At 30.7% G+C, this 12,624-nt stretch carries 13 protein-coding genes and 1 rRNA gene; all 14 read right to left on the bottom strand.

Annotated elements, in window-relative coordinates; all coding sequences use genetic code 11:
- Positions 1 to 45 precede the first annotated feature (45 nt).
- The gene (gene rpsR, locus IAA47_07830; protein ID MBU3842870.1) at positions 46 to 264 is read right to left on the bottom strand and encodes a 30S ribosomal protein S18; all 219 of its coding nucleotides are present in this window, start codon (positions 262 to 264) and stop codon (positions 46 to 48) included.
- 39 nt (positions 265 to 303) lie between these two features.
- Positions 304 to 588, bottom strand: a complete 285-nt coding sequence (rpsF, locus tag IAA47_07835; protein ID MBU3842871.1) for a 30S ribosomal protein S6 — start codon at positions 586 to 588, stop codon at positions 304 to 306.
- A gap of 100 nt (positions 589 to 688) precedes the next feature.
- Positions 689 to 1,756, bottom strand: coding sequence for a cell division protein FtsZ (ftsZ, locus tag IAA47_07840; protein MBU3842872.1), 1,068 nt, complete (start codon positions 1,754 to 1,756; stop codon positions 689 to 691).
- Between the two features lie 20 nt (positions 1,757 to 1,776).
- Complete coding sequence (gene ftsA, locus IAA47_07845; GenBank protein MBU3842873.1) at positions 1,777 to 3,108, bottom strand: cell division protein FtsA; 1,332 nt, start codon at positions 3,106 to 3,108, stop codon at positions 1,777 to 1,779.
- Positions 3,095 to 3,793 (bottom strand): cell division protein FtsQ/DivIB, encoded by a 699-nt coding sequence (locus tag IAA47_07850; protein MBU3842874.1) that lies wholly within the window; start codon positions 3,791 to 3,793, stop codon positions 3,095 to 3,097. Before IAA47_07850 ends, ftsA begins: the two co-directional genes overlap by 14 nt.
- Before the next feature lie 13 nt (positions 3,794 to 3,806).
- Positions 3,807 to 4,676 (bottom strand): D-alanine--D-alanine ligase, encoded by an 870-nt coding sequence (locus IAA47_07855; protein ID MBU3842875.1) that lies wholly within the window; start codon positions 4,674 to 4,676, stop codon positions 3,807 to 3,809.
- 9 nt (positions 4,677 to 4,685) lie between these two features.
- Entirely contained in the window at positions 4,686 to 5,540 is an 855-nt protein-coding gene (gene murB, locus IAA47_07860) for a UDP-N-acetylmuramate dehydrogenase (GenBank protein ID MBU3842876.1), read from the bottom strand.
- Positions 5,540 to 6,895, bottom strand: a complete 1,356-nt coding sequence (murC, locus tag IAA47_07865; GenBank protein MBU3842877.1) for a UDP-N-acetylmuramate--L-alanine ligase — start codon at positions 6,893 to 6,895, stop codon at positions 5,540 to 5,542. The genes murB and murC overlap by 1 nt, the downstream gene beginning before the upstream one ends.
- Position 6,896: 1 nt before the next feature.
- Positions 6,897 to 7,973 (bottom strand): undecaprenyldiphospho-muramoylpentapeptide beta-N-acetylglucosaminyltransferase, encoded by a 1,077-nt coding sequence (murG, locus tag IAA47_07870; GenBank protein ID MBU3842878.1) that lies wholly within the window; start codon positions 7,971 to 7,973, stop codon positions 6,897 to 6,899.
- Complete coding sequence (gene murD / locus IAA47_07875) at positions 7,970 to 9,271, bottom strand: UDP-N-acetylmuramoyl-L-alanine--D-glutamate ligase (protein ID MBU3842879.1); 1,302 nt, start codon at positions 9,269 to 9,271, stop codon at positions 7,970 to 7,972. The genes murG and murD overlap by 4 nt, the downstream gene beginning before the upstream one ends.
- A 75-nt stretch (positions 9,272 to 9,346) precedes the next feature.
- Complete coding sequence (gene mraY / locus IAA47_07880; protein ID MBU3842880.1) at positions 9,347 to 10,435, bottom strand: phospho-N-acetylmuramoyl-pentapeptide-transferase; 1,089 nt, start codon at positions 10,433 to 10,435, stop codon at positions 9,347 to 9,349.
- 8 nt (positions 10,436 to 10,443) lie between these two features.
- Positions 10,444 to 11,724, bottom strand: a complete 1,281-nt coding sequence (locus tag IAA47_07885; GenBank protein MBU3842881.1) for a UDP-N-acetylmuramoyl-tripeptide--D-alanyl-D-alanine ligase — start codon at positions 11,722 to 11,724, stop codon at positions 10,444 to 10,446.
- A gap of 155 nt (positions 11,725 to 11,879) precedes the next feature.
- Positions 11,880 to 12,437, bottom strand: a complete 558-nt coding sequence (gene gmhB, locus IAA47_07890; GenBank protein ID MBU3842882.1) for a D-glycero-beta-D-manno-heptose 1,7-bisphosphate 7-phosphatase — start codon at positions 12,435 to 12,437, stop codon at positions 11,880 to 11,882.
- 64 nt (positions 12,438 to 12,501) lie between these two features.
- Positions 12,502 to 12,618, bottom strand: a 5S ribosomal RNA gene (gene rrf / locus IAA47_07895).
- Between the last annotated feature and the right edge of the window lie 6 nt (positions 12,619 to 12,624).

Raw genomic sequence — 12,624 nt, forward strand, 5'->3', positions numbered from 1 at the left:
AAAAGAAAAAAGGCTGGAATTGTCTTCCAGCCCAGTTAACTAAAATTACTTTTCAATTCTTGTATAAGGAATTAAAGCGATATTTCTAGCTCTTTTTATAGCTTTAGCTATCTTTCTTTGTAACTTAGCGTTAGCTCCAGTTACTCTTGAAGGATTGATTTTTCCTTTATCAGATACGAATCTTTTTAAAAGATCTACGTTTTTATAATCAATTTCTTCAGCTTTAACTCTTAATTTAGCTCTTCTTCTTCTGAATTCTGCCATTTTTTTAACCTCCTCTTGATTTTTAACATTAACCGATTATTAGTCTTGTTTAACTATGATGTATCTTAATACTTCTTCTACGATGTTTAGTTTTAATTCAACATCTGATAATACAGTTCCGTCAATTTCAAAAGTAGTTAATACATAGAAACCAGTTTTCTTCTTATCAATTGGATAAGCTAATTTTCTTTCTCCCCATTTTTCGCTCTTTTGAATGTTAGCTCCTGCAGCAGTTAAAACTCCAGTTACTTTTTCAATTACAGCCTCTCTACCTTCTTCAAGTACAGTTGGGTTGATAATGAACATAATTTCGTATTTTTTCATTGTTTAACCTCCTCCCTATGGTTTTAGCCCAAAACACTATCGTTTTTGAGCAGGGTCGTTTTATATTTTATCATACTCTACTAAGAATTTCAAGTATTTTTTATCTTTTTCTTACCCAAGGTGGTAAATCTAAGTTAGTCTTCTCTGTTTCTTCTCTTGTTTCAGTTGCAGCTTTCTCATTTTTAGCTGTATCTATACTTATGAATGGCTCATTTTTTTCCTCTTCATTAGCAAAGTTATTAGCTATAATTGTAACTTGAACTCTATCTCCAAATTCTGGTTCAATAACAAGTCCAAACATTACGTCATCAGCTGTTTTTCCAGCTGCATCTCTTACCATATCAGAGATAGTTTGAGCTTCCATAAGTGTAATATCTGGTGCCCCTGTAATATTGATAAGTATCTTACTAGCACCAAGGATAGATTTCTCTAATAGTGGAGATAATAATGCTTTTTCTGTTGCTTTTATAGCTCTGTTTTCTCCTTCTCCCTCTCCAAATCCTAATACTGCTATTCCAGAGTTTAACATCGTTGCTTTAATATCAGCAAAGTCTAGGTTGATAAGTCCGTTTCCGATCATTAGATCTGCTACACCTCTTATACCTATCTTTAAAATATTATTTGCTTCTTTAAAAGCATTTTGTAATGTTATTGTCTTATCTGGTAATTCAAATAGTTTATCATTTGGTATAATTACTAAAGCATCTACTGCTTTTTTCAGATTCTCTATACCTATATCTGCATTATTTTTTCTCTTTCTTCCTTCAAAAGAGAAAGGTCTTGTTACAACAGCAACTGTTAATACTCCTAATTCCTTTGCTACTCTTGCAATTACTGGAGCTGAACCTGTTCCTGTTCCTCCACCCATACCTGCTGTAATGAATAACATATCTGTATCTTCTAGTAGATTTTTTATCTTCTCTACATCCTCTTCAGCTGCCTGTCTTCCTATCTCTGGATCTGCTCCAGCTCCAAGTCCTCTTGTCAGTTTTTCCCCTAGTTGAATTCTTACATCCGCTAATGACTTCCCTAAATCTTGAGCATCTGTATTAGCTGCTATATACTCTACTCCTCCTACACCAGAAGCTATCATATCGTTTATAGCATTTCCTCCTGCTCCTCCTGCTCCTAATACTTTTATTTTAACTAAATCTTGATCAAGTAACATCTTTTTCGCCCCTCCCTCTCTTAAATAAAGTTAGAAAACCAATTTTTTATAGCTTTCACCACTCCATTTGTTTTTTCTACTTTCTCTTCTTCTACTATTTCTTCTTCTAACATTTTAGTTAAATCTTCTTCTACATTTATTGGTGGAACAATTTTTTCATTTTTTACTTGTATTTCTTGATGAGTATAGCTACCTGTTCTCATCTTTCTATCCTCTTCTTCCATCACTTCATAAAAAAGTCCAATTACTGTTGCCATATTTGTAGTAACTTCTTCCAATCCACTGAACTCACTCGGTAGTACCCTTCTTGCAACATATCCAGTTTTTTTATTTATCTTTTCTAGTAACTTTTCTGTATTTATTATTTTATCAGAGATTACTCCCCCTGTTAAAACCAAACCTTTTCCTAAATATCCATTAAATCCAGATTTCTCTATAGTAGTATCTATATAATCAATTATCTCCTCAACCCTTGCATTTATAAAATCTTCCAATTCAAGAGCCGCTATATGCTTTCCATCTCCATAATATATATATCCATCTGGTGATATATCTCTATCTCTATACTTATTTAAAATTTCAATTGCATCTTCATCATCTGTAAGCTTTAAAATATATACTAAATCACTTTTAAAATGCATTCCACCTAACGGAATAGTTTTTGTATAAATTAATTTATCATTTTTATAAAGAATGATGTCTGTACTTCCCTCTCCAATATCAGCAAGGGCTACTCCCATTCTTTTATCCTCTTCACCTAATGTAGACTTTGCTGAAGCATAGGCATTTAAAACTATATTCTCTACATCTATACCAATTCTATTTATAATCTCTACTAATTTAGCTACTCTCTTCTTATCTGTATAAATTAGGTGAACATCACCTTGTAGCTTACTTCCTAATATTCCCATTGGATTTTTTATAATTCCTGAATTATCTACCTTTATATTGTATATTTCTGTCTTAATTATTTGCTCGTCTTGAGAAAGAACCTTTTTTTCTGCTTCTACTAATAAAGCTTTCATTTGCTCTTCTGTTACTTCTGTTTCAGAAAAATTATACTCTATATTTGTTGTTCTAGATTTGATTCCATCTCCACTTATTCCTATAGTTACTGCTTCTATCTCTTGATCTGTAGCCATTCTTAGTTTTTCAACAACATTATTTATTGATTTAGATAATGCTTCTCCATCTCTAATCTCATTTTTTATCATTCCATAACTTGGACCCTCTATATATTTTAAGACCCTTAATACTTCTCCATTTGAAGAAAGTTCTCCAGTGATGGCTTTTATTTTTCCATTACCTATATCTATTACAGTTTTTACAATTTTATCTCTATTTATCATCACTTTTCTTCTCCTCCAAATTTTTAACTATAAAGTCATTAAATCTTATATCTATATACTCAATTTTTTTTATTTTAGCAAGCTCATTATATAATGTTTCTAAAACTTTATACTTCTCATCCTCTACTTCTAAATTTGTTTTTATAATAGTACCATCTAATAGTACTATCTCTATACAACTATAATCCCTTATATAGATTTGAGATATCAGCACTTTTAATAACGTTTCATCTAATCTTTTGCTCAATTCCAAAAGCTTTTCAATATCATCAAAATCTTTTACTACTAAGAAATAGGTATCTTTTTCCTGTTGCTCCTTCAAATAACCAAATATATCCCCATTACTATCAATCAAAAAAACTCTATCTTTGGTTTGAAGATAATAAGCTACCTCTTTAACCTTTACATCTATCTCTATTTTTCCTAAACTTAAAACTTTTATTTTTACATCTTCTATTCTAACATCTTTTTTCAAATATTTTTCTAAACTTTCTAAATCAATAGTCCATATGTTACTATTATAAATTATTTTTGTCATTTCTGTCAATTCACTTGACAATATTTTTGAATTACTTTCTACTTTAATTTCTTTTATTTTAAAAAAATCTAAAGTTAAAAATTTACAAGGAATTAAATATAACATCCAACTAAATAAAAATATAAATACTAGTCTTATTGTAAATTTCAAAAGAAAACTCTCCTTACTTTTTAAACGTATCTACCATTATTTTAACTAAGTCATCAAAAGTATAACCCTTTAGTGTTCCTAAATCTGGAACTAAGCTAGTTTTTGTCATACCTGGACATGTATTTACCTCTAAGAAATATACCTCTCCATCTTTTAGCATAAAGTCACTTCTTGATATACCTTTAAGTCCAATAGTTTTATGAATTTTTACTGCATTTTCCATAGCCTTATCATAAGCTTTTTTATCTATCTTAGCTGGGTACTCATGTATAGATCCACCAACTGCATATTTAGACTCATAGTCATAAAACTTATTCTTAGGAATAATTCTCAATACTCCTAATCCTTCACCATTAATTACTCCAACTGTTAACTCCTCTCCCTGTATCATCTCTTCAATAAGAGGTTTTCTTCCCTCTAAAAAAGCTTTTACAGCTTCTCTTACCTCTTCCTTTGAATGACAAAAATATATTCCTACACTTGAACCATCTCTTGATGGTTTTACTATTACTGGAAACTCTTCAATCTCTTCAATAGAATTATACGTTTTGGGAGTCTTTATTCCTACAGATTCAGCTATAGCCTTAGTATAAGCTTTATCCATAGTTACTGCACTTTCCATAGCTCCAGACCCAGTATATGGTTTTCCTAACATATCTAATAAACCTTGGAAAGTTCCATTCTCTCCATATCCTCCATGTAATGCTATATAAGCTAAATCATACTCGTTTTCTGTGAAAGCTGTTATAAGATTTTTCTCAGTTACATCTACTCCATAAGCATCATATCCTTGAGCTTGTAAACTTTCTAAAACGGCAGTTCCACTTCTTAAAGATACCTCTCTTTCAGAAGATATCCCTCCCATAAATACCGCTATTTTCATTTTCCACCTCTATAATACTCTATTATTTTTTAATATTATTATTTCCTCTTCAAGTTGAACGTCATATAACTCTTTTATCTTAGATTTTACTAAAGTTAAAATATTAGAGATATCTTCAAATGTTGCATCTCCATGATTTACTATAAAATTTGGGTGTTTTGGAGATATCTCAGCACCACCAACTCTAGTTCCCTTAAGTCCAGCTTCTGATATCAGTCTAGCTGAAAAATCTCCTGCTGGATTTTTAAATGTACTTCCTAAATTTGGTTTGTCTAATGGTTGCTTACTCTCTCTTAAAGCTTGAATCTCTATAACTTTTTGTAAATCAAATCCTCTTTTAAATTCAAATGTTGCACTTATGATTACCCATTTTTTCTCCTGTATCTCTGTACTTCTATAAGAAAACTTGATATCTTCCTTTTTCAACGTTCTTATTTGATGATTTTCATCAAATATCTCTATCTCTTTTATACAATCAAAAATCTCACTTCCATAGGCTCCTCCATTCATATAGACAAGCCCTCCTACACTTCCTGGGATTCCAGCTAAGTTCTCTAAGCCAGAATAATTGTTTCTATTCATAAAAGCTGTTAATTTATTAAAATCCAATCCTGCTCCAACTTTTACAATACCTTCACTTAGCTCCTCAACCTTATTTAATTCCTTTAAAGATACGAAAGTTATATCTAAATCTCCTTCATCTATTAGAGTATTTGTTCCATTTCCTATTAAAAATATATTATCGTACTTTTCAAATATCTCTTTTAATTCATTTTTATCCTCAACTATTATAAATCTTTTTGCCACTCCTCCAATTTTCATATTAGAGTGATTTTTCATATTGTGATTTTCAAGTGTTCTCATTATCTATATTTCCCTTCTAATTTTTCTGCAACTCTATGGGCAATCTTCGATATATCTCCAGCTCCCATAAACATAAATACTCTATTCCCCTCAAAATTCATCAACATCTCATCTATATTTTGTGGATTTTTCTCAATAACCACTTTAGGATTAGCAATTACACTTTGTAGATCCTTTATTGTTACTCCAAAATTATCCTTTTCTCCAGCACTATATATAGGTAAAAGTATAACTTCATCTGCTAGATCAAAGGCATTTTTAAAGTTATCTAATAGAAACTTGACTCTACTATAACGATGTGGTTGAAAAATAACAGTTATTCCACTATTTTCTATTGATCTAGCTCCTTGTAAAGTAGCCTTTATCTCTGTAGGATGATGGGCATAGTCATCAATTACCTTTATCCCATTTCCACTGTATAATATCTCATATCTTCTTTTAGAACCTCTAAACTTTTCAAAGGCTCTCTCTATATCCTTCTCCTCTAGTCCAAACTCAAGTGCTAAATAGATAACTGGAAGAGAGTTTAAAATATTGTGCTCTCCAGGAATATAAAGAGTAAATCTTCCTACCTTCTCACCTTTTATCATTACATCATAACTTGTTTTTCCAGCTTCTATTACAATATTATCAGCAAATATATCAGCTGTTCTGTCTTTTATACTATATCTAGTTATCTTTTTATCCTCTTTAGTTGCTGCTAATCCTCTTAAGATTTCACAGTCAGAACATATAAATACCTCTTCAGAAGTTTGATCTATAAACTTAGAAAAAGATTTAATTATATTTTCTAGTGAACCATGATTTTCTAAATGATCAGCCTCTATATTTGTTATTATTGAATACTTTGGATTCATATATAAGAAAGAATTATCACTCTCATCAGCTTCAGCTATAAAAAAGCTTGATTTTCCTGGTTTTGCATTTGAACCTATCTCAGGTAAGATTCCTCCTACAACAATAGTTGGATCTAATGGTAACATTACAGATGCTGCCATTGAACTTGTTGTTGTTTTTCCATGAGTTCCTGCTACTGCTATTCCACTCTCTTCATTTAAAAGCATAGCCAGTAACTCTCCTCTTTTAACAACTTTTATACCATTTTCTAAAGCGCATATATACTCTGGGTTCTCTTTCTTTATAGCACTTGAAGCTATAATCATATCAAAATTTTTACCCTCTAAATTCTTTTCTGAGTGTTCATTATGAACTGCTATTCCTATACTCTCTAACTCATCAGTTACATAAGAACGGCTTAAGTCACTTCCCTCTACTTCATAACCCTTGCACTTCATAATTTTTGCAAGTCCACTCATTCCTATCCCATTTATTCCTATAAAATATATCTTTTTCAACTTATTTCCTCCAAATATCAAGAGATTCTATTATCTTTTCAGCTGCATTTTCCTGCTTTAAGTTTCTAATATTTATCTTCATAATATCCAACTCATTTTTATTTTCCAATAATTCAAAAGCCTTCTCTATAGCAAGATTTGCCTCTGAATTTTTATACATCAAGGCTGCCCCTACATCTTTTAAAAGCTTTCCATTTGCATACTGTCCAACTTTTATAGAATTATAAGGTATTACAACTGCTGGTTTTCCCAACTGTATTATCTCTGAAATAGTAAGAGCCCCTGCACGACACACCACTAAATCTGCAGCTGCCATTATATTTATCATATTTTCAAAATATGGTCTTACTGTGTCTTGAATTTTTGCTCTTCTTATACTTTTAGATATCTCATCATAATTTTTTTCACCAGTTGCCCAATACAATCTTATGTTCTTATCCTCCAATATTCTATCCCAATTTTTTAAAACAGCATCATTTATCTCTTTTGCCCCTAAACTTCCCCCTGTTATCAGAAGAATTTTCTCATTAGGCTCTACCTTTAATTTCTCTCTCTCTTTCTGCCCTTTTATACTATATATCTCTTCTCTTAGTGGATTCCCTGTTACTAAACATTTAGCTTGATACTTCATTGGAATATCATCATATGTTTTTTCAAAGGCTAAAAATATCTTCTTAGCAAATCTATAAAATAATTTATTTGTTCCACCTAAATTAGCATTTTGCTCCTGAAGATAGATTTTTTTACCAAATAGTACTCCACCTACTAATACTGGAATTGATATATAATTTCCAAATCCTATAATAGCATCTGGCTTCTCTTTAAAAACTAAGGCTATTCCTTGAAATACTCCTCTAATATATCCAAATATATTCTTTAATGTTCTTGGAGGAGCTATGTTCAATCCTATAAATTTAAACCCAGCTTTAGGAACTATGTCCTTCTCCATTCTTATACTTGTTCCTACAAAAAGTACCTCTACACCCTTTTTTCTTAAAGCTTCCGCCACTGAAAGTGCTGGATAAATATGTCCTCCAGTTCCTCCTGTTGTTAAGATTACTTTTTTCAAATATCTCACCTACCGAAAATCTCTCTCACTAATTCTTTAAATACCTGTCCTCTATGTTCAAAATTTTTAAATTGGTCATAACTAGAAGTAGCTGGAGAAAATAGTACAACTCTTTTCTCATCTTTTGAAAATCTTCTTTTGATATCCTCTAGACAGATTTTTAACTCTTTCAAAAGAAATACTCTATTCTTATCATAACCTGATTCTAATACTCTCCTATTTAATTCCTCAGCTATATCCCCAATTAAGTATACATAGCTAGTATGCTCCTTTATTAGCTCCACTAATGGTGTCCAGTCAAGTTTTTTATCATAACCACCACATATAAGTATACAATCCTTATAAGCTTCCACTGCAAAGGCTGTGGAATCTATATTTGTTCCTTTAGAATCATTGATAAACTCAATATTACCATAGGAGAAAAAATCCTCCATTCTATGTTCTAAAGTTTTGGTATTATATAAAAACTCTCTTATTTTACTATTTTCTATTCCACATAGCTTTCCTGCTGAAACTATGAAAAGTGTATTTTCTAAATTATGTTTACCCTTTAATGATAGTTTCTCAGTTTCCAAAACCTCTTCATCTTTCCAAAAAAGTTTTCCCACCATTACATAACAATCTTTTTTTGTTTTTTGTGATAACTCTATTTTTGAACCTGGAATTAAAGCTATTCTATCCATTACCTCTTGGCAATCAGTATTCAACAAAAAATACTCCTCTTTACTCTGATTTTTACAGATATTAAACTTTGTATCATAGTACTCGTCTACACTACTGTATCTCGATAGATGATCTGGAGTAAGGTTGATTACCATAGATATAAATGGCTTAAATGTTCTAAGATTTTCTAATTGGAATGAACTTAATTCCAATACCACATAATCTAACTCTTTCTTTTCTAAAAGAAGTTCTGCAAAGCTTTTTCCAATATTTCCAGCATACTCAGCTCTAAAACCAGCGTGTTGAAGTAGCTCTGTTATCTTTGTGGTAACAGTTGTTTTTCCATTAGTCCCTGTTACAGCTATAATATTTGCATGAATATTATATTGTACCATATATTCATAGCATAATTCAATTTCATCTATAACTTTTATTTGATTTTTTTTTGCTTCCAATACCAATTTATTATATGGAACACCTGGACTCTTTATAAATACTTCTATTCCATCTAATAAATTTAATCCCTCTTCAGAAGTTATTCCTAATTTATCATCAACTAAGATTACATCGTAACCTAAGTATTCTAAAAGCTTTTTAGCACCAATACCACTTACCCCAGCTCCAAAAACCATTGCTTTTCTCATAAAATTACCTCTCTTTTTACTGTCTCCTAGATATACTTATAACCACGGCTATTTTTTCACCGTGGTTATATTTTTTTAAAGTATTCCTCTCATTCTTATTATTCCTAAAGCTATTATTCCAAACATCAATGTTGCTATCCAGAATCTCATAGTTACTTTAGTTTCAGCAAGTCCACACAATTCAAAATGGTGATGAATTGGAGCCATTTTAAATACTCTTTTTCCTCTTAATTTGAAAGATCCCACTTGAATTATTACAGATAGTGCTTCCATAACAAAGATACCACCTATTATTGGCAGAATTAACTCTTGTTTTAGTAGAATAGCTACTACTCCTAAAACTCCTCCCAATGTTAAAGAACCTGTATCTCCCATAAATATCTGTGCTGGATAGAAGTTATACCATAAAAATCCTAATCCCGCTCCACAGACTGCTGATAAAAATACTGTTATCTCTCCTGAACCCTCTATATAGAAAAGATTTAAATGTCTACTCAACTCTGTATGTCCAGTAAAATATGCTACTACTCCTAATATAGCCGAACAGATAACCATTGGCATTATAGCAAGTCCATCTAATCCATCAGTTATATTAACTGCATTAGATGTTCCCATCAGAATTATTAAGATAAATATCAACATTCCAACTCCACCAATATATAACATATTTTCTGAATATATTGGATTTATTATTGAAAGGTCTATAGTTCTATCTCCTGTAAGTCCAAAATAACTTACAAATAACCATACCAATATAGCTATCAAACCTTGACCTAAAAGCTTTTTCTTCCCTGATAATCCCTTTTTATTTACAGTAAATTTCTTATAATCATCAATAAATCCTATTCCAGCAAATCCCATCATTGTTATCAATAAAAGAATTATTATGGGATTTGTAATATCTGTAATCATTAAACTTGTAGCTAATATTGTTAAAATCATTAAAACTCCTCCCATTGTTGGAGTTCCTTTCTTAGACATATGAGAAGCTGGTCCCTCTTCCCTTATCTTTTCACCAAACTTTTTCACCTTTAAATAATTAATAAAAGGTTTTCCAGCTATTAATACTATTACAAAAGCTAACATAAATGCCATAAAGCTTCTTAAATAGATAGATTTTAAAAATTGTAAACTTTCTATATACTCACCAATTAAATAAAACATCTTATCTCCTATCCCTCTATAATCTCTTCCATTTTCATTCCTCTAGATCCCTTCAAAAGTACAGCTTTTCTCTCTAAAGGACTCTTTTTTATCTTCTCTGATATTCTTTTCTTATCTTGGAAATGCTCTATTTTATCACTATTCTCTAAAAGTGATTGAGCCTCCTTCATTCTTTCTCCATAAATATATATCTTATCTACTCTTATACTTAAAGCTTTCTCCAGTACTTGCTTATGATACTCTATCTCGTTCTCTCCTAGCTCTAACATATCCCCTAAAACAACTATCTTCTCTCTTTCGTTATACAACTTATCAAATGTCTCTAAAGAGTAATTCATAGAGATAGGGCTAGCATTATAGGCATCATTTATATAGATGATACTATCTTTCTCAATTTTTTGAAATCTCATAGGTGTCAATTCAAGATTTTGAAAACCTTTTTGAATTAACGAGGAATCTATTTTTAATTTTTTACCTATGACAACAGACATAGCAGCATTTAAACAATTATGCTTACCATTTAAACCTACATGATAATTTTCTCCATCTAGCATAAATTCTAAACCACTTTCCATATCTTGGAAATCTCTTATCTGCTCTTTACAATTATCCCCAAATCCAACAGTTACCCCTGCCAAATTTCTTAAATAAAAATCATCTCCATAAACTATTAAGTTTTCTTCCGAAATATATTTTATCATCTCGCCCTTAGCTTTAAAAACATTCTCTCTTGTTTTTAAGAACTCTAAGTGAGAATCTCCAATATTTGTTATAATTCCATAATCGGGGCTAGATATCTCACATAACTTATCTATCTCTCCAAAACCACTCATTCCCATTTCAAGAACAGCTATCTCATCCCCATCTTCTAACTGTAAAATTGTAAATGGCAATCCAATATGGTTATTATAGTTTCCTTCTGTCTTTTTGCATCTATATTTTTGTGATAAAACTGAGTATACCATATCTTTAGTAGTTGTTTTACCATTACTTCCTGTTATACCTATTATTACAAGCTTTAAAGCCATTCTATAATCTCTGGCTAGTTCCTGCATAGCTACTATAGTATTTTTCACTTTAATAACCCTTTTATCGCTTCCTAGATAGTTATCAGCTATTACCAATGTAGCTCCCTTTTCTAAAACTTCATCTATATAGTTATTCCCATTGTTTATAGCAAAAAAAAGTGAATTCTCTTTTACTTTTCTACTATCCATAACTACATTTGCTATCTCTTTTAAATTTAATAAATTATATTTTTGTTGTAGTATCTCTGTAAGAATTTTCATAATTTTTACCCAAATTAATTATAAAACTAATCTACCCTTCCTTAATTTATCACGAACATTTTATTTTACCATTAATATAGTGAGAATACAATTAACTTTTATATATTTTTCAATAAAATTTATAGTTTTTTTAATTTATTTTTTAAACTCTATTTTTAGTTATTTTTTTCCAAATTAACTGCAAAATCTAAAAGATTTCTATAGCATTTCACATTTAATTTTTTTATCTTTTCTAGATGCTCTACACCATGACCAGTTTCAACTAAAATAGGTGTCACTCTTGCATTTATACCAGCTTCTACATCACTGATATTGTCCCCTACCATAAAAGACTTTTCTCTATCTATATTAAACTCTCTTATTGCTTCTTCTAACATTCCAGGATTAGGCTTTCTACATTCGCACTCTACCTTGTACTTACCTACACCTTTCTCTGGATGATGAGGACAGTAGTAGAACTTCTCTATTCTTATACCATCTTTTTCTAAAATATCACTAATATGATTATTTAACTTTATTAAATCTTCTTCTGTATAGTATCCTCTAGCTATTCCAGATTGATTTGTTACAACTACAAATATATATCCCAAGTTAGACAAAATTTTTAAGCCCTCTACTACTCCCTCTTCAAATTCAAAATCCTCTATCTTATGTAAATAATCCTTTTCTACATTTATTGTTCCATCTCTATCCAGAATAATAGCTTTATTCATTGTTCGCCCTCCTTTTAAAGTCAAAAATTATTTATAGTTAAACAGTTACAAAAAATAAAAAAAAGCTTGGCAAGTTCCTATCCTCCCAGGAGGCTTCCCTCCAAGTACTTTCAGCGTTTACGGGCTTAACTTCCAGGTTCGGAATGTATCTGGGTGTACCCCCGTAGCTATTCTCACCAAGCTATAT

It is taken from the genome of Candidatus Fusobacterium pullicola (assembly GCA_018883725.1).
GTDB classification, from domain to species: Bacteria; Fusobacteriota; Fusobacteriia; order Fusobacteriales; family Fusobacteriaceae; genus Fusobacterium_A; species Fusobacterium_A pullicola.